This window comes from Chitinophagaceae bacterium (genome assembly GCA_016699815.1).
GTDB lineage: Bacteria > Bacteroidota > Bacteroidia > Chitinophagales > Chitinophagaceae > Ferruginibacter.
The window spans coordinates 1,181,326-1,198,165 of sequence record CP065012.1; the positions used below are offsets into that span (position 1 = coordinate 1,181,326).

The following is a 16,840-nucleotide window of genomic DNA, read 5'->3' on the forward strand; positions in this document are numbered from 1 at the left end:
GCAGGTTCATTAGAAAAACAATTATGGAAATAGCCGGTTATATAGCCTCAATTTTTATAGGGCTTTCTTTAGGCCTCATTGGCGGTGGGGGAAGCATACTTACCGTTCCGGTAATGGTGTATTTATTTTGTGTAGATGCGGTACTGGCTACTTCCTACTCCCTTTTTGTGGTGGGTGCAACAAGTATAGTAGGCTCGATTACTTATTATAAAAAAAATCTGCTGAACTTAAAAACTGCATTTGCTTTTGGTATCCCTTCCGTAGTGTCTGTTTTCTTTACCAGGACGTATATATTACCTGCAATACCACAGGAACTAATGCATATTGGCTATTTCATTTTTACAAAAAGGATTTTTTTAATGGCGCTATTTGCCGTACTAATGATTTTTGCATCATATAGCATGATTAAAAAAAGAAAAGCAACAGAATATGAAGAACAGAAAAAGAAAAATTTTAACTACCCTATCGTTTTCACTCATGGCATATTTGTAGGGGTAATTACAGGTTTAATAGGTGCAGGCGGAGGTTTTTTAATTATTCCGGTTCTGGTTAATTTTTTAAATCTTCACATGAAAACTGCCGTAGGTACATCTTTATTCATCATTTCTATAAATTCCTTATTGGGGTTTCTATTCTCTCTTTCGCATAGCCTTATCCACTGGCCTTTACTTTTAAGCGTTACGGCAATTGCTATAACCGGCATATTGATCGGCAGTTATTTATCTACAATAATTGATGGTAAAAAATTAAAACCGGCTTTTGGCTGGTTTGTACTTCTAATGGGTTTTTACATCCTTGTTAAGGAAACCGTGTACAGCTAATTTGGGAAACACAGGCCCTTTCAAAATCAGGTTGTTCTTTATCTTTCCAATGAAAGACAAAAATGTCATAAATTGGTAAAATATCCATAAAACAGGTATCAAAATAAGAAATATCTGTACCAATGTAACTAAAGTAACCTTTCAGGGAAATAAAATAACAGACCTTTGCTGCATCAATTTATTTATTAAAATTAAATACAGTATTATGTCACAAACCCACTTTTACGAAGTTAATATAGATTGGAAAGAAGCCAGAATTGGCACTTTATCATCACCCGTTTTAAATAAAACTATTGAGTGTGCCACACCACCAGAATTTCCAAATGGCGTACCGGGTATTTGGTCGCCGGAGCATTTATTTGTGGCCGCTATAAATAGTTGCTACATGGCTACTTTTTTGGCAATAGCCCAAAATTTTAAAGTAGAAGTAGAAAGCTTTAGTTGTAAAACCATTGCTAAATTGGAAATGACAGAAGGCAAATACCTCATCACCGAAGCAGAAATGTTTCCACAGGTTAAGCTAAGCAATCCAGAAGCTGATAAAGAGAAAGCCATGAAAGTTTTGGAAAAGGCCAAAACAGGCTGCCTGGTAACCAATTCCATGAAAACAGAAATCAAACTTACCCCTCAGATTATGGAATTGGAACAACTTTAATGTAAAAGATTTAACGGAACTTTGCTCTTGAAATAAAAATAATTTTTCTTATGTTTTTTCAACACGTTTACGATAAAAGTTTGGCGCAAGGCAGTTATTTTATTGGCTGCCAGGCCACAGGAGAAGCTATTGTAATTGATGCCAAAAGAGATATTGATACTTATTTGGAAATTGCCAGGCAAAATAATTTAACTATTACACATATTACCGAAACACATATTCATGCCGACTTTCTTTGTGGCTCAAGGGAACTGGCTGCTGTAACCGGTGCTAAAATGTATTTATCTAACGAGGGCGGGCCTGATTGGCAATATGAATTTGACCATGTGGGTTTAAAAGATGGCGACAACATTAAAGTAGGCAATCTTTCTTTAAATGTAATGCATACACCGGGCCATACCCCAGAAAGTATTTCTTTTGTACTAACCGATCACCCTGCAAGCAATGAACCTGTAATGGTTTTTACCGGAGATTTTGTTTTTGTTGGTGATATTGGCCGCCCCGATTTATTGGAGAAAGCTGCAGGCATTAAAGGAACAAAAGAATTGGGTGCTAAACAAATGTACCATTCCCTTGATAAATTTTTATCTCTTCCCGAATTTGTACAGGTATGGTCTGCCCATGGCGCCGGATCTGCTTGTGGCAAAGCTTTGGGGGCTGTTCACAGCTCTACAGTTGGCTATGAAAAAATACGCAACTGGGCATTTCAATTTGCCAATAAAGAAAAGGCCTTTATAGATACACTCCTGACCGACCAGCCAGAGCCGCCAAAATATTTTGCCATGATGAAACACCTCAACAAAGTAAAGCGCAGGCTACTGGTAGAAGTGCCGAGGCATTCCAAATTAACAAAAGAAGAATTTTTATCCGCCTATAAAAAGGGTTTAAAAATTATTGATACCCGGAGTAAAGTTGATTTTGCCAATGGCCATATTCCCGGAAGCATCAATATACAAGGCAATAACTCTTTTGCTACCTGGGCTGGCTGGATATTGAATTACCAGGAACAATTTGTACTCATAGCCGATGAAGCCCAACTGGAAGATTTAACCCGTAAACTGATGCGTATTGGATTAGATAATGTGTACGGCTATATTTCCAACCTGCACGATATGGGCATTGAATTACAAAAAGCAGAAATAATAAACATTGATGAATTTAAAACCAGCCTCAATAAAGATAATATACAAATTATTGATGTTCGTGGGCTTACCGAATATAATGCTGCACATATTGAAAATGCCGATCATGTTTTCCTGGGAACACTATTGGAAAACCTCGATAAAATCAACAGAAACAAGCAAGTGATTATTCATTGCCAGGCAGGCGACCGCTCTTCTATTGCTTATTCTTTGCTAAAATGCAATGGTTTTAAAAATATAAAAAATTATGCAGGAGGAATGAAGGAATGGCAGGCGGCTAAAGGAAAAACAATTGTATGCAGCAATGCATCATGCATTAATAAATAAAAAAAATATTATGGGAATTTTTTCGGCAATATTTGGTAATAAACAAAACGGTAACCTCAAAACGGTAATTAAAGAAGGCGCTTTTTTAGTAGATGTCCGATCTGAAATTGAATTTTCTTCAGGTTCGGTTAATGGCGCAGTAAATATCCCTTTAGAAAAAATGCAGGCACAAATTACCAGGTTTAAAAATAAAAAAAATATTGTGCTATTTTGCAGGAGCGGGAGCCGCAGTAGCATGGCTAAAACCATGCTGGAACAATCCGGCTTTAAAAATGTAGTTAACGGCGGAAGCTGGCAAAAAGTAAAACAGGTAATTAATGAATAACCAGGAAAAAGAGTTACAATGTTGCGTAACGCAATGCGATAACCCACTAGACAGGGAATACTGGGATGCCCAATGGCAAAATAAAACTACCGGATGGGATACAGGCCATGCATCACCGGCCATTACGGAATATATGGCTCAGTATAAAAATAAAGATGCAGCCATTTTAATTCCCGGTTGTGGTAATGCTTATGAAGCAGGATACCTTTTGACCAATGGATTTACCAATATTACCCTCATTGATATTGCACCCAAAGCAGTTGAAATTTTACAAAATAAATTTACCGGCAACCAGCAGGTAAAGGTTTTCTGTGAAGACTTTTTTCTACACCAGGGCAAATATGATTTAATGATAGAACAAACTTTTTTTTGTGCCATACCACCGCTGAGAAGAAATGAATATGCTGCAAAAGCCGCAGCACTTTTGAACCAAAATGGCAAAATAGCCGGCCTCTTGTTTGATAAAACTTTTGAAAAGCAAGGCCCGCCATTTGGTGGTTGCCCATGCGAATATAAACCAGTTTTTGAACCACACTTTACAATTGCCAAAATGGAAGAATGTTACAACAGCATTGCTCCAAGAGCAGGTTCAGAAGTATTTATTCAAATGATTAAAAAATAGAAATGAAACAATATTTAAGCAACTGGAATCTTATGCGCCTGATGCGGTTAGCCGCCGGAATTTTTATACTCATTCAAGGCATACAAATAAATGAGTGGATATTTATTGTTATTGGCGCTTTGTTTACATTAATGCCATTACTCAATATGGGTTGTTGCGGTGCCGGCACCTGTAAAACCCCTGTGCAAAAATTCACAAATAATACTGGCAATGTTAATTTTGAAGAAATAAAATAAAAAATGCTGTACTAATTGAAGAATAAAAATTAATCAAAAATGAATTTTATTAAAAAAAATATGCTGCTGGCCATTGGTATCCCTTTAGGTGCTTTTGCCGGTTTTTTATACTGGAAATTTGTAGGGTGCAACTCAGGAACCTGTGCCATTACTTCCAATCCGTACAACAGTACTTTATACGGTGCAGTTATGGGCGGTATTTTATTCTCAATCTTCCAGCAAAAAAAATCTGCTTAATAAAATTAGGCACAAAAAAATGTTAGAGTTTTTACAACAACCCTGGCCTTGGTATGTGGCCGGGCCTTTAATTGGGCTAACTGTACCGGTATTACTCATCCTGGGTAATAAAACTTTCGGCATCAGTTCCTCATTTCGCCATATTTGCGCATCCTGTATGCCGGTAAAAATCCCTTTTTTTTCCTACAACTGGAAAAAAGAAATTTGGAACCTTATCTTTGTTTTAGGCATTTTACTGGGTGGTATTATTGCCATGCAATTTTTAGCCAATCCCCATCCCATAATCATAAATCAAAAATTAGCTACCGAACTTTCAGAATATGGCATAACAAATTTCAACAACCTTGTTCCTTCGGAAATTATGAATTGGCAATCTTTATTCTCAGTAAAAGGCTTGGTAATGCTGGTTGCAGGTGGTTTTTTGGTAGGCTTTGGTACACGCTATGCAGGTGGTTGCACAAGCGGCCATGCCATAATGGGTATATCAAACCTGCAATTACCATCATTAATAGCCACGGTTTGTTTTATGGTGGGTGGTTTTATAATGGCCAATTTTATTTTACCATTTATCCTTTTACTTTAAACGGTTAAACAATGCAAAAAACAATAGAAACTAATACCGATTTTGAAGTTCGTTCATTAGATGCAATATGTGTAAACGAAAGCAGGTTAGTGCATAAATGGTACCACCATATTAAATACCTGGTTACAGGTATTCTTTTTGGTATTGTATTGGTAAAAGCAGAAATCATAAGTTGGTTCCGCATTCAGGAAATGTTTCGCATGCAATCTTTTCATATGTACGGAATTATTGGTAGCGCCATTTTAGTAGGTATGGTTTCTATTTGGCTCATAAAAAGGTTTAATGTAAAAACTATTTATGGCGAAAAAATAGAACTCCATAAAAAAGATTTTAACAAAGGGCAAATATACGGTGGCCTGCTCTTTGGGCTGGGCTGGGCAATTACCGGCGCATGTCCCGGTCCATTGTTTGCCCAAATTGGAACCGGTGTATCGGTAATTTTAGTTACCCTTTTAAGCGCTATTGCCGGTACCTGGGTTTACGGATTTTTCAGGGATAAACTTCCGCACTAAAATTTTTGCAGCCTCTACAAAAATTATCCTGTAAATTTTTTACCGGGTACACTTACAGTTTTAAAATTAAAGGAATTTACCATTGGATTATATATCCAGGTTCTTTCTCAATTTTTCCAATAATATATAGTTTTTAAATCTTTGATTTTCATATAATTATAGTTTTCAAAAAACAATAAAAGTATTTTTATACTTTTATTAAAGTTGTTCCTATCTTTGCAATATTAATTACATCTAAAAATTGAATTTTCAATGGAAACAACAGCAGAAAATATACTCAATGTTACCTTGCTTGAGCCAAGGATGAAACACCCCACAATTTTTTCCCGATTTGATGAATTAAACGAAGGAGAAAGTTTAATCATCCACAACGACCATGACCCAAAACCATTGTACTATCAATTATTGGGTCAAAGAGGTAATATTTTTACATGGGATTATTTGGAAACCGGACCAGAATGGTGGAAAATAAAAATTGCCAAACGCATTTCCGGGGAGAATAATGAAACCCTTGGCGAAATTGTTGCCAAAGACATGCATAAAGCACAAATTTTTAAAAAATATGGAATTGACTTTTGCTGCGGCGGCAAAAAAACAGTAAAAGAAGCTTGTGCAGATAAGGGATTGGATTATGCAGTAATAGAACAGGAATTACAAAAAGCCGACCAGGTTGTTTCTACCAGGCCCTTACCCTACAATGACTGGGCCCTAGATTTTTTAGCAGACTATATTGTAAATACCCACCACAGTTATACCAAAAAACAACTGCCTGAAATACGAGGCTATGCAGCTAAAGTTGCAAGAGTACATGGCGATAACCATCCTGAACTTTTAGAAATTTACCAGTTGGTAGAAGAAGTAAGTGCAGAAATGAGTGCACACATGGTTAAAGAAGAACAAATACTTTTCCCTTACATTAAAGAAATTGTTGCCTCAAAAAATAAAACAGCGGTAGCTCCGCAATACAATGCATTGGGCTCTGTGCAAGGCCCAATAAGCATGATGGAAATGGAACATGAGCATACCGGGAATGCCATGGAGCAAATTCGTACTCTTAGCAATAACTATAGCTTGCCCGAAGATGGCTGTGCAAGTTACAGTTTATTGTTCCGTATGCTGGAAGAACTCGAAGAAGACTTACACATCCACATACACCTGGAAAATAATATCCTTTTTCCCAAGGCACTAGAAATGGAAAAGAATTAAACTAATAATTGCTAAATACTAAAAAAACCGTAAGTAGGGGAAATTATTTTCCCCTGCTTACAATAGTTCATCCTTAATTAAATATCAGTAACGATTACTGCCTGTTACTAATCGGCTAATAAAAAACCAATAATAAAATACACGTAATGAACAGTTCCAACGAAAACAATACAAAACCTATTAAAAGGCACGAAACCATTGCACAGTTTTCCCGTGAGCATCATTTTGGCCTGTTGCTCGTATGGAAAATAAAACAAGGCATTAAGAAAAGTATTTCTCCGGAACGGATTAGTAATTATGTGCTTTGTTTTTATGAACAAGACCTTAAACAGCATTTTAGCAACGAAGAAAAAATTTTGTTTGTTCACCTGCCCGAAGCCAGCCCATTGCGAATTCAGGCAATGCAGGAACATGAAAAAATATATTCTCTTATTGAAATGATAAAGAACGAGAAAAACAGCTATCCGCTATTGACCCGTTTTTCGGAAATGCTGGATAACCATATCCGCTTTGAAGAACGTACTTTGTTTAGCCATATCCAGGAAGTAGTGCCTGAAAAAAATTTACTGGAGTACCAGGTAAATCATATTGATAACAAGCAGGTAGATAATGATTGGGATGATCATTTTTGGGAAACTAAAAATTAAAGCCGGAAATTTCCACACAGTAAATGGTAAAAATAAATATTGATACAAAAATTTCAACATTACTTAAAAGCCACCCCGGAGCTTTGGAGGCAATCATCAGCCTTTCTCCAAAGTTCAACAAGTTGCGGAACCCAATTTTAAGAAAACTTATGGCTTCCCGAACCTCCATAGCCATGGCCAGTAAAGTAGGCGATGTGAGTGTAACTGATTTTTTTAATACACTACAGCAATTGGGTTTTGAAGCTGACCGAAATGAAGAACAAAAAGATGGGAATATACAACAACCATTGCCGGAATTTTTAAAAAATGTAAAAAAAGAAAACATCACTCAACTAGATGTAAGGCCGGTAATTCAAAATGGCAAAGATCCGTTTAACCTCATTATAAATGCCGTTAAGCAATTACCGCAGGGAGGTATTTTAAAATTGATAAATAGTTTTGAGCCCGCTCCTTTAATTCCTATACTAACCAGGCAAGGCTTTAATGCTTATGTAGAAACCGTTAGCGACACCGTGATAAACACCTATTTTTTTAAAAAAGACAATACAGGATTTTCAGAACCTGAAAAAACTTCCAATACCGAAGACTGGCAAAGCAAACTGGAATATTATAAGGATAAGCTGGTGAGCATTGATGTTCGTGAAATGGAAATGCCCTTGCCCATGATGACAATTTTAGAAGAACTAGAACAACTTCCCAAAGATAAAGCCTTATTTGTTTACCATAAACGCATCCCCGTATTTTTATTGCCCGAACTAAAAGACCGGAATTTTGAATACCGAATAAATGAAATAAGCGATGCTGATGTACATTTATTGATTTTTAAAGAGTAAGATGATAGCTTCAAAACCAGGATCCCCATTGCTGAGTACTACATCTTACAAAGTAGTATTACCTTTTTATTTATATGCAGCCTTTTCTTTTTTTGCAGCTACGGCACTTTTATTTTTTTCTACCGATGCATTTTTAAAGCATTATTTTCAGCCGCACTTATTGGCCATCACCCATATAATGGCGCTGGGCTGGGGCACTATGGTTATACTTGGGGCAAGCCACCAGCTGGTACCTGTATTAATTGAAGGAAAATTATACAGCAATAAATTAGCATACACTTCATTTGTACTGGCAGCAATTGGTATACCGCTCCTTTGTTACGGGTTTTATGAATTTAATATGGGAGCTCCTGCAAAATGGGGCGGCAGGTTTGTGGTACTTGCCCTATTGGCTTATCTCATTAATATTGGTATAAGCATTTCAAAAAGTAAAAACGAAAATGTACACGCTGTATTTGTATTTACTTCCGTTTTGTGGTTATTTATTACTGTGGCCCTGGGCCTGGCGCTTGTGTACAATTTTACGTTTACTTTTATGCGGCATAATTCGGTACATTATCTTCCACTACATGTACATATCGGAATTATTGGATGGTTCCTGCTTTTGGTAATTGGTGTAGCTTCCCGGTTAATTCCATTATTTCTTATTTCAAAATTTTCAAACCCAGGTATATTGTGGTTAATATTTTGGTTAGTAAACCTTTCGTTGCTATTGTTTATCCTTATCTTTTATTTTTTGCCTATTTCTTATTCTCTTATTCCCGATGTAATGCTTTTTGCAGCAATTTTACTATTTATTTATTATTGTATTGCAGCATACAAACAACGGATTAGGAAACAAGTTGATGAACAGGTAAGGTTGTCTCTATTATCTGCCATAATGATGGCATTGCCTTTAATTTTACTCTTTATTATACTCCTTATTTTTATTAACAGGAAGGCAGAAAACAATGCCTTTATGGTAGCGTACGGCTTTATCATTTTTTTTGGATGGATAACGGCCATAATTTTAGGAATGACATTTAAAACCCTGCCGTTTATTGTTTGGAACAAAGTATATCGCAAGCGATCAGGGCAGGGAAAAACACCCAGCCCAAAAGATATGTTCAGTAATACTGTTTTTAAAATAATGTGTATAGCCTACTTGCTGGGTTTTATTATTTTCATTTGCGGGCTTTTGTTTCCCCAATCTATCCTATTAAAACCCGGAGCACTGTTATTGTTGATCACAGCAATTTTGTACAACTGGAATGTAATAAAAATTTTTACCCATAAAGCACAACTAAAATGAGTGTAACCACCAATAATGAAATAAAATGCAATATTGCCCTATCGGGCCTTTATAATGTTTACGATCCCGAAATTGGATTGAATGTGGTTGATTTAGGATTGGTTTACGAATTGCAATTTGAAGAAGATACACAAAAAATAATTTGTACCATGACGCTTACTACAGAATTTTGCCCCATGGGCGAATCTATTACCAGCGATGTAACACATTCGCTTCAGCAATCTTTTGCCAGTTACCAAATTGAGGTAAACCTTATTTTTGAACCCCATTGGAATGTAAATATGGTTTCGGATGAAGGCCGTGAATTTTTAGGAAGATAATTATGTTAAGTTTAAGTTGTAAAGCAGCAATAAAATCAGTGATTTTCCTTGGATCAAAATATGAAACCGGGGAAAAATTCAGTATAAAAGATATAGCAAGCCACATTAATGAAAACGAACACACGATTGGAAAAATTTTACAAAAACTGGTGAAATATAAAATCATTTTTAGTTCCAAAGGCCCCAATGGTGGGTTTTACATTACCGAAAAACAAACCAACCAACCCATTATTAAAATTGTAGAAGCCATAGACGGGCAGGAAATTTTTAAACAATGTGGTTTAGGTCTTGCAAAATGTTCTGAGTCACATCCATGCCCTTTTCACACTGATTTTAAACCTGTGAGGGAATTATTTAAAAAAATGTGCGAAGAGAAAAAAATTATTGATTTATACCTTAATGTAAATGAAGGCTTCGCATATCTTACAGGCTAATCGGTAACACCAGGGGCTTTCATTGGTGATTTTTCAAAATAATCATCATTTTTATTAAGCGGAAAAATTGATACATTTACCTACATTTATTTTACATTTTTCAATTTAATCTCCTTGAAAAAAATTGCAGTAATAACCGGCGCCAATGGCAACCTGGGCAAATCTGTTGCCGAAAAATTTATTAAGGAAGGATATTTTGTTATAGGAATTGTTCACCATAAAACATTGCAGCCGGTTTTTTCAAATACTGATTATGAAGAATGGGAATTAGACTTGCTGCAGGAAGAGAAATGCAACGAAGCTATTTTATTGATTATTAAGAAATATGAAAAAATTGATGTAGCGGTTTTAACAGCCGGTGGATTTGCAATGGGCGATATTGGCGAAACTTCATCTTCAGCTATTTTTAAACAATACCAGTTAAATTTTGAAACCGCTTACCATATTGCCCGCCCGGTTTTTTTGCAAATGATACATCAAAATACAGGCCGCCTTTTTTTTATTGGCTCAAGAGCCGGCAGTAATTTTGCCCATGCCAAAGGAGTTACCGCTTATGCATTATCAAAATCACTCCTGTTCCGTTTATCAGAGCTGATGAATATAGAAGCAAAAGGAAAAAATGTAGTAAGTGCAGTAGTTGTTCCGGGCATTATAGATACCGCTCAAAACAGGAAAGAAATGCCCAATGCAGATTTTACAACCTGGATAAGCCCCATGCAAATTGCCAGTATTATTTATTTTTATGCATCAGAAACCGCTGCTGCTATCAGGGAGCCTATTATAAAAATTTATCAGCATTCTTAAGCCGTATTTTTTTCCTAAAAGGGTAATTTATAATTCGTAAATTTTAACCGGCTGCAACAATATAATTCGTAATTTTATAACTAATTTCCGGCATCATTAATCCTGCCATATTTTTTCATTATACTTTTTAAAAAAGTAGCTTAAAATTTCAACTTCATGGTATATTCAAAGGCAAAATCAAAACAGGAAATTTCAATAGAAAATAAAAAATACCACTTCAGTTCAATTAAAAATTTATCACAAAATATTGAACACCTGCCATTCTGTATTCGCATACTTTTAGAAAATGAATTAAGGAATTATGATGGCTTCAGTATAACAGATGAACACGTTGATACTTTATTAAATTGGGTACCGCAACCACCCGATAAAGACATCCCATTTAAACCAGCCAGAATTTTAATGCAGGATTTTACCGGCGTTCCGGCAGTAGTGGATATGGCTTCGTTGCGTGCCGAATTTATAAGACATGGCAAAGATGGGCAAAAAATAAACCCGGCTATTCCGGTTGATTTAGTAATAGACCATTCGGTACAGGTAGATTATTACGGCACCGATTATTCTTATGATAAAAATGTGGAGCTGGAATTTGAACGCAATAAAGAACGTTATGAATTATTAAAATGGGCACAAAAAGGGTTATCTAATTTTACCGTAGTACCTCCTGGCATGGGCATTTGCCACCAGGTAAACCTGGAATATTTAGCACAGGGTATTACCAGTAGGGATGGTTGGCTGTTTCCCGATACTTTGGTAGGCACCGATTCTCACACACCAATGGTAAATGGAATTGGGGTAATTGCATGGGGCGTTGGCGGTATTGAAGCAGAAGCAGCGATGCTGGGCCAACCGATATTTTTTTCCTGCCCGGAAGTTGTAGGATTAAAACTTTCCGGAAAAATTCCCGATCAATGCACCGCTACAGATATGGTACTTTCTATCACCCGGCTTCTGAGAGATAAGGGCGTTGTAGGAAAATTTGTTGAAGTATTTGGAGAAGGCTTAAATCATTTAACGGTTACCGACCGTGCTACCATCAGCAATATGTCCCCTGAGTTTGGTTGCACCGTTACTTACTTTCCTATAGATGGGCGCACATTGGAATATATGAAAGCAACCAACCGGAGTGAAGAACAAATTGCCATTGTAGAAGCCTACTGTAAAGAAAATTTATTGTGGAGAACCGGCAATGAAAAAATACAATACTCATCCGTTGTTGAATTGAACCTTGCTACTTTGGAACCCACGGTTTCTGGGCCCAAACGTCCGCAGGATAAAATTTTTGTAAAAGACCTTGCCCAAAAATTTACTGAAATTTTAAAAGAAGAACATAAAAGGAATTATCAACACCAAACACAAAGAAAAGAATCGGCCTGGCTTATGGAAGGTGGTTCTGGAACAGAATTTACCTTTGGCAAAGTTCCCATTAGTGGCGAAAGCCTTGCAGAAGTTATTCCAGAAGATTCTTTGTTTTCGGTACGCATCAAGCAAAAAAATAAAGAATTTGTAATTAGCGATGGCAGTATTGTAATTGCCGCTATTACCAGTTGCACCAATACTTCAAACCCTGCGGTAATGGTGGGTGCAGGTTTACTGGCAAGAAATGCCGTAGAAAAAGGCCTGCGCACAAAATCCTGGGTAAAAACATCGCTTGCACCGGGCTCAAAAGTAGTAACAAAATATTTAGAGCGATCAGGCTTATCAACAGATTTGGAAGCCTTGCGCTTTCATACCGTAGGTTATGGATGCACTTCCTGCATCGGAAACTCGGGCCCTTTGCCACCTGCAATTGCTACGGCTGTTGATAAAGGAGATTTGGTTGTTGCATCTGTGTTATCCGGCAACCGCAATTTTGAAGCAAGGGTACACCCACAGGTAAAAATGAATTTCTTAATGTCGCCTATGCTGGTAGTAGCCTATGCATTAACGGGCCGTGTAGATATTGACTTAATAAACGACCCTATTGATTACGACCCTAACGGACAACCGGTTTTCCTAAAAGATATTTGGCCGTCCAGAGAAGAAATTCAAAAAACTATTAACGAATGTATGAAGCAGGGAGATTTTAAAGAAGTATATGATGTAATTTTTGATGGGTCTGATGACTGGAAAAACCTCCAGGTAAATTTAGACCAGGATTTTGAGTGGAATAAAAATTCTACTTATATTAAAGAAGCGCCATTTTTCGAAAACCTTGCTGCAACACCTCAAAAGGTTTCGGAAATAAGCCAGGCAAGGGTATTATTGTATTTAGGCGATTCGGTTACTACCGATCATATTTCTCCTGCCGGTTCATTTAAAGAAGATTCTGCAGCTGGTGTTTACCTAAAAGCAAATGGAATAGCCAAAGAAGATTTTAATTCCTACGGCTCAAGAAGGGGAAACCATGAAGTAATGATGCGTGGCTCATTTGCCAATGTGCGCATTAAAAATAAAATTACCGATATAGAAGGCGGCTTCAGCAGGTATTTTCCAACTAATGAAGTAAAAACTGTTTATGATACCGCAATGGAATACCAAAAAACTAATACGCCTTTAATTATTTTGGCTGGCAAAGAATATGGCTCCGGCTCTTCAAGAGACTGGGCAGCAAAAGGTACATTTTTATTAGGCGTAAAAGCCGTTATTGCCGAAAGTTTTGAACGCATCCACAGAAGCAACTTAGTAGGAATGGGTGTTGCCCCTTTAGTATTTGTTAATGGCCAAAACGCAACTTCATTGGAATTAGACGGAACCGAAACCTTTACCATCAGTGGGTTAGCCGAAAATTTAAGACCCCATAAAATGCTCAATGTAAAAGCAATCCACCCTTTGGGCAAAGAAACTAATTTTACTGTAGAAGCCAGGCTGGATTCTGCAATAGAAATAGAATACTATAAAAACCAGGGGATACTGCAGTATGTACTAAGGGAATATTTAATAAAATATAAATAGCAGGTTTCTTTTTAAAACTAAAAATATTACTCCGGATGAATATTAGAAAAGCAATTAAGGAAGCTGACCCTACAGCTTTTGAAGCAATGCTGGTTTTAGAAAACTATGGCAAAACCTGTACCCTTAACCCATTATATAAAGAATTAATAAAAATCAGGGCTTCGCAAATAAATGGTTGTGCCTATTGCCTGGATATGCATACCCAGGATGCATTAAAAATGGGTGAGAGCGCAAGAAGGATTTTTGCAATGGCAGTTTGGTATGAGTCGCATCTATTTACTGAGGAAGAAAGAACTTTATTAAAACTAACAGATGAGGTTACAAAAATTTCTGAAACCGGAGTAAACGATAGCACCTATAATAAAACCGTTGAATTATTTGGTGAAAAAATAACTGCACAAATCATAATGCTCATCGTAATTATAAATGCATGGAACAGGATTGCAGTTTCCACAAAACAAATTTACAGTGCGTAACTGGCACTAAGTAGAGGCGCTTTTGAACATTATTTCCTATTGAATTTAATTATTATTCTTTTTAATGTTTACTGGTTTATCTCTTAATAGAAAAATAAAATCCCGGCTAAACACGGTTTGGTATGCTTAATATTTAGCGCCAATTATTTCTACACCTACACTATCTGCTCCTTTTGCTGCAAATTCTTTAGTTTTAAATTTTATGCTTTTCCCCGGCGCCACACTGTCATAAATAACAGTTCGGTCCTGCTGCACCATAGTACCCGTTTTACTAAAATAAGAAAGCTTAAGGTTAATATCTTTATAAGTAACCACTTTGGCATTGTTGCTAACTGTGCCTTGAACAACAGTTTGGCCAATAAGGTTTTTTTTATCTTTTACCCAAATTTTCAGGAAACGGACCGGGTTATTCTGTTCTACCTGCTCTAAGGTTTCCTTGGTTGTTTCATAAGCATCCTTCCCTTTTACATTATTGCTGCCATTATTATTACAGGCATTAATAAAAATTGAAAAAGCAAAAATTACTGCTGCTGTATATTTCATTTCCCTGAATTTTATCGTATAAAAATAAACATATCTCCTTATTTTGTATAGATTTGCCATAAATAGGATGTTAAATTTATTTTTCATCCAAATGTGTAAAATAAATGCAGCAGGTAAACAATTTAAGTACCGAACACTCTTTAATCAGCAACTGGGTAAGTGAACTCAGGGATGTGGAAGTGCAGCCTGACAGGATGCGCTTTCGCAGAAATTTGGAACGTATTGCCGAAGTAATTGGTTATGAAATAAGCAAGCAACTGGAATGGGAAACCAAAGATGTCAACACACCCATGGGTACTTCAGAATGTAAGGTGCTGAAGCAACAACCCGTTTTGGCAACTATTTTAAGAGCTGGCCTTGCTATGCACAATGGCTTGCTTAATTATTTTGACAAGGCAGACAATGCATTTTTAAGCGCTTACCGCAAACACAATGCCGACGGCAGTTTTGAAATAAACCTGGAATATATGAGCTGTCCAGAACTGGCTGGCAGGGTAGTTATCATTAGCGATCCAATGCTGGCTACCGGTGCATCGTTGGTAAAATCCATTCAGTACTTAAAAGAAGAAGGTGAAATAAAAGAACTGCATATTGTATGTGGTATTGCCTGTACAGTGGGCATCGAATATGTATTGAGAAACGAGCCAAAAGCCATTATTTGGTGTGGCGATATTGATGATGAATTAACGGCAAAAGGTTATATCGTTCCCGGCCTTGGTGATGCCGGCGATTTAGCTTATGGAGTTAAATTGCAGAATTAATTCATATTTAACTGTTAAATTCTGGCGCCCAAATTACACTTCATATAAAAATGTACTAATTATTGCAGCATTTAACTGCATTTTGCTATCTTTAATTTTCTGAACTTTAGTGATAATGAGAAAATTCGTTTCTGCTATAATTTTATTGTTCCTGTCCGTTGCTCTTCAGGCACAAGACCCACATTTTAGCCAGTTTTTTTCTTCGCCTTTAACATTAAACCCTGCTTTTACAGGTAAATTTTCAGGCACCTGGAGGTTAGCGGCTAATCATAGAGACCAATGGCCTTCAATACCCAAGGCCTATGTTACTACAAGCGCATCTTTTGATATGGCTATTTTAAAAAGCCGTATCCCCGAAGGAGATGTTTTTGGAGTAGGGATTTCCGGCGTTAGCGACCAAAGCGCAAATAATACCCTTAAATTAAATTACGGCTCCCTCTCACTTTCATATCACAAGGCATTGGATGATGATGGTTACAATACCATCGGCGCTGGTTTTCAAGGTACATACAGCAGCCTGGGTATTGATGTTACCAAACTCACTTTTGAAGACGAACTTACACAAAACGGTTTTCAGCCGGGCACTTCGCCTGATGTAATTAATATTGCATTAAACGGTAAAAACAGGAATTATATTGATGTAAATGCCGGTATTTTATTTTCTGGCTCTACCGATGGTGAAAATAATTACTACCTCGGCGTTTCCATGTATCATATTAACAGGCCCAAAGTAAGTTTTTTAGATAAAAGCTGGTATTTAACAGGCCGTGTAACCTTGCATGGCGGTGGCACCCTTCCGCTTTCTGATGTGGTTTCATTAAGTGGTTCTGTAATTCATCAAATACAAAACAAAGCCAGCGAAACACTTGTAGGTGCTGCTGTTGGCCTCAATCCATCTCCAGGCTCAGAAAACCCTGTAAATGTATATGTAGGATCTTGGGTAAGGTTTAAGGATGCCATCATCCCTTATGTAGGCCTGGAATTTGGCAGCCTTAGAATTGGTGCAAGCTACGATATTAATACCAGCGGTTTAAAAGCGGCTACCAGCAGCCGGGGCGGTTCGGAGTTTTCTGTAATCTTTATTAAAAGAGAACCCGGTTATACCGGTATCCCCTGCCCCAGGTTTTAATT

General features: G+C 37.0%; 21 protein-coding genes. 20 read left to right on the forward strand and 1 reads right to left on the reverse strand.

Annotated elements, in window-relative coordinates; all coding sequences use genetic code 11:
- Positions 1 to 23 precede the first annotated feature (23 nt).
- From IPO46_05185 to IPO46_05270, 18 genes are all read left to right on the forward strand, one after another.
- Entirely contained in the window at positions 24 to 821 is a 798-nt protein-coding gene (locus IPO46_05185) for a sulfite exporter TauE/SafE family protein (protein QQS63979.1), read from the forward strand.
- Positions 822 to 1,026: 205 nt separating this feature from the next.
- Complete coding sequence (locus IPO46_05190) at positions 1,027 to 1,476, forward strand: OsmC family protein (protein ID QQS63980.1); 450 nt, start codon at positions 1,027 to 1,029, stop codon at positions 1,474 to 1,476.
- A 50-nt stretch (positions 1,477 to 1,526) separates the two neighbouring features.
- Positions 1,527 to 2,945, forward strand: a complete 1,419-nt coding sequence (locus tag IPO46_05195; protein QQS63981.1) for an MBL fold metallo-hydrolase — start codon at positions 1,527 to 1,529, stop codon at positions 2,943 to 2,945.
- 10 nt (positions 2,946 to 2,955) lie between these two features.
- The gene (locus tag IPO46_05200) at positions 2,956 to 3,270 is read left to right on the forward strand and encodes a rhodanese-like domain-containing protein (protein QQS63982.1); all 315 of its coding nucleotides are present in this window, start codon (positions 2,956 to 2,958) and stop codon (positions 3,268 to 3,270) included.
- The gene (locus IPO46_05205; protein QQS63983.1) at positions 3,263 to 3,892 is read left to right on the forward strand and encodes a methyltransferase domain-containing protein; all 630 of its coding nucleotides are present in this window, start codon (positions 3,263 to 3,265) and stop codon (positions 3,890 to 3,892) included. The genes IPO46_05200 and IPO46_05205 overlap by 8 nt, the downstream gene beginning before the upstream one ends.
- Before the next feature lie 2 nt (positions 3,893 to 3,894).
- Positions 3,895 to 4,128, forward strand: a complete 234-nt coding sequence (locus tag IPO46_05210) for a hypothetical protein (GenBank protein ID QQS63984.1) — start codon at positions 3,895 to 3,897, stop codon at positions 4,126 to 4,128.
- 39 nt (positions 4,129 to 4,167) lie between these two features.
- Entirely contained in the window at positions 4,168 to 4,365 is a 198-nt protein-coding gene (locus IPO46_05215) for a hypothetical protein (GenBank protein ID QQS63985.1), read from the forward strand.
- A 19-nt stretch (positions 4,366 to 4,384) separates the two neighbouring features.
- Positions 4,385 to 4,948 (forward strand): YeeE/YedE family protein, encoded by a 564-nt coding sequence (locus IPO46_05220; GenBank protein ID QQS63986.1) that lies wholly within the window; start codon positions 4,385 to 4,387, stop codon positions 4,946 to 4,948.
- Positions 4,949 to 4,959: 11 nt separating this feature from the next.
- Positions 4,960 to 5,460 (forward strand): YeeE/YedE family protein, encoded by a 501-nt coding sequence (locus IPO46_05225; protein ID QQS63987.1) that lies wholly within the window; start codon positions 4,960 to 4,962, stop codon positions 5,458 to 5,460.
- A 252-nt stretch (positions 5,461 to 5,712) separates the two neighbouring features.
- Positions 5,713 to 6,666 (forward strand): iron-sulfur cluster repair di-iron protein, encoded by a 954-nt coding sequence (gene ric / locus IPO46_05230; protein ID QQS63988.1) that lies wholly within the window; start codon positions 5,713 to 5,715, stop codon positions 6,664 to 6,666.
- 146 nt (positions 6,667 to 6,812) lie between these two features.
- Positions 6,813 to 7,313 (forward strand): hemerythrin domain-containing protein, encoded by a 501-nt coding sequence (locus tag IPO46_05235; GenBank protein QQS63989.1) that lies wholly within the window; start codon positions 6,813 to 6,815, stop codon positions 7,311 to 7,313.
- A 23-nt stretch (positions 7,314 to 7,336) separates the two neighbouring features.
- Complete coding sequence (locus tag IPO46_05240) at positions 7,337 to 8,146, forward strand: DUF2249 domain-containing protein (GenBank protein QQS63990.1); 810 nt, start codon at positions 7,337 to 7,339, stop codon at positions 8,144 to 8,146.
- A gap of 1 nt (position 8,147) precedes the next feature.
- Positions 8,148 to 9,437, forward strand: coding sequence for a cytochrome C oxidase subunit I (locus IPO46_05245; protein QQS63991.1), 1,290 nt, complete (start codon positions 8,148 to 8,150; stop codon positions 9,435 to 9,437).
- Complete coding sequence (locus IPO46_05250) at positions 9,434 to 9,757, forward strand: metal-sulfur cluster assembly factor (protein QQS63992.1); 324 nt, start codon at positions 9,434 to 9,436, stop codon at positions 9,755 to 9,757. The genes IPO46_05245 and IPO46_05250 overlap by 4 nt, the downstream gene beginning before the upstream one ends.
- Positions 9,758 to 9,759: 2 nt before the next feature.
- A complete protein-coding gene (locus IPO46_05255; GenBank protein ID QQS63993.1) occupies positions 9,760 to 10,191 on the forward strand; it encodes an Rrf2 family transcriptional regulator in 432 nt (143 codons plus the stop codon).
- Positions 10,192 to 10,305: 114 nt separating this feature from the next.
- On the forward strand, positions 10,306 to 10,995 hold the full coding sequence (locus IPO46_05260; GenBank protein ID QQS63994.1) for an SDR family NAD(P)-dependent oxidoreductase: 690 nt from the start codon (positions 10,306 to 10,308) through the stop codon (positions 10,993 to 10,995).
- A gap of 156 nt (positions 10,996 to 11,151) precedes the next feature.
- Positions 11,152 to 13,929, forward strand: a complete 2,778-nt coding sequence (gene acnA / locus IPO46_05265; GenBank protein ID QQS63995.1) for an aconitate hydratase AcnA — start codon at positions 11,152 to 11,154, stop codon at positions 13,927 to 13,929.
- A 35-nt stretch (positions 13,930 to 13,964) separates the two neighbouring features.
- Positions 13,965 to 14,405: a carboxymuconolactone decarboxylase family protein gene (locus IPO46_05270; protein ID QQS63996.1), complete on the forward strand. Its 441-nt coding sequence runs from the start codon at positions 13,965 to 13,967 to the stop codon at positions 14,403 to 14,405.
- 126 nt (positions 14,406 to 14,531) lie between these two features.
- Here IPO46_05270 and IPO46_05275 read toward each other — a convergent pair whose 3' ends face one another.
- Positions 14,532 to 14,948, reverse strand: a complete 417-nt coding sequence (locus IPO46_05275; protein QQS63997.1) for a hypothetical protein — start codon at positions 14,946 to 14,948, stop codon at positions 14,532 to 14,534.
- A 104-nt stretch (positions 14,949 to 15,052) separates the two neighbouring features.
- Between IPO46_05275 and upp the strand changes: the two genes are divergently transcribed.
- Positions 15,053 to 15,709, forward strand: coding sequence for a uracil phosphoribosyltransferase (upp, locus tag IPO46_05280; GenBank protein ID QQS63998.1), 657 nt, complete (start codon positions 15,053 to 15,055; stop codon positions 15,707 to 15,709).
- 109 nt (positions 15,710 to 15,818) lie between these two features.
- Positions 15,819 to 16,838: a PorP/SprF family type IX secretion system membrane protein gene (locus tag IPO46_05285; GenBank protein ID QQS63999.1), complete on the forward strand. Its 1,020-nt coding sequence runs from the start codon at positions 15,819 to 15,821 to the stop codon at positions 16,836 to 16,838.
- The last annotated feature ends 2 nt before the right edge of the window (positions 16,839 to 16,840 follow it).

What these genes read in the sequence shown, in the direction of transcription:
- IPO46_05185 (QQS63979.1), top strand. Translation starts at nt 24, where the DNA reads ATGGAAATAGCCGGTTATATAGCCTCAATTTTTATAGGGCTTTCTTTA.
- IPO46_05190 (QQS63980.1), top strand. Translation starts at nt 1,027, where the DNA reads ATGTCACAAACCCACTTTTACGAAGTTAATATAGATTGGAAAGAAGCC.
- IPO46_05195 (QQS63981.1), top strand. Translation starts at nt 1,527, where the DNA reads ATGTTTTTTCAACACGTTTACGATAAAAGTTTGGCGCAAGGCAGTTAT.
- IPO46_05200 (QQS63982.1), top strand. Translation starts at nt 2,956, where the DNA reads ATGGGAATTTTTTCGGCAATATTTGGTAATAAACAAAACGGTAACCTC.
- IPO46_05205 (QQS63983.1), top strand. Translation starts at nt 3,263, where the DNA reads ATGAATAACCAGGAAAAAGAGTTACAATGTTGCGTAACGCAATGCGAT.
- IPO46_05210 (QQS63984.1), top strand. Translation starts at nt 3,895, where the DNA reads ATGAAACAATATTTAAGCAACTGGAATCTTATGCGCCTGATGCGGTTA.
- IPO46_05215 (QQS63985.1), top strand. Translation starts at nt 4,168, where the DNA reads ATGAATTTTATTAAAAAAAATATGCTGCTGGCCATTGGTATCCCTTTA.
- IPO46_05220 (QQS63986.1), top strand. Translation starts at nt 4,385, where the DNA reads ATGTTAGAGTTTTTACAACAACCCTGGCCTTGGTATGTGGCCGGGCCT.
- IPO46_05225 (QQS63987.1), top strand. Translation starts at nt 4,960, where the DNA reads ATGCAAAAAACAATAGAAACTAATACCGATTTTGAAGTTCGTTCATTA.
- ric (QQS63988.1), top strand. Translation starts at nt 5,713, where the DNA reads ATGGAAACAACAGCAGAAAATATACTCAATGTTACCTTGCTTGAGCCA.
- IPO46_05235 (QQS63989.1), top strand. Translation starts at nt 6,813, where the DNA reads ATGAACAGTTCCAACGAAAACAATACAAAACCTATTAAAAGGCACGAA.
- IPO46_05240 (QQS63990.1), top strand. Translation starts at nt 7,337, where the DNA reads ATGGTAAAAATAAATATTGATACAAAAATTTCAACATTACTTAAAAGC.
- IPO46_05245 (QQS63991.1), top strand. Translation starts at nt 8,148, where the DNA reads ATGATAGCTTCAAAACCAGGATCCCCATTGCTGAGTACTACATCTTAC.
- IPO46_05250 (QQS63992.1), top strand. Translation starts at nt 9,434, where the DNA reads ATGAGTGTAACCACCAATAATGAAATAAAATGCAATATTGCCCTATCG.
- IPO46_05255 (QQS63993.1), top strand. Translation starts at nt 9,760, where the DNA reads ATGTTAAGTTTAAGTTGTAAAGCAGCAATAAAATCAGTGATTTTCCTT.
- acnA (QQS63995.1), top strand. Translation starts at nt 11,152, where the DNA reads ATGGTATATTCAAAGGCAAAATCAAAACAGGAAATTTCAATAGAAAAT.
- IPO46_05270 (QQS63996.1), top strand. Translation starts at nt 13,965, where the DNA reads ATGAATATTAGAAAAGCAATTAAGGAAGCTGACCCTACAGCTTTTGAA.
- IPO46_05275 (QQS63997.1), bottom strand. Translation starts at nt 14,948, where the DNA reads ATGAAATATACAGCAGCAGTAATTTTTGCTTTTTCAATTTTTATTAAT.
- upp (QQS63998.1), top strand. Translation starts at nt 15,053, where the DNA reads ATGCAGCAGGTAAACAATTTAAGTACCGAACACTCTTTAATCAGCAAC.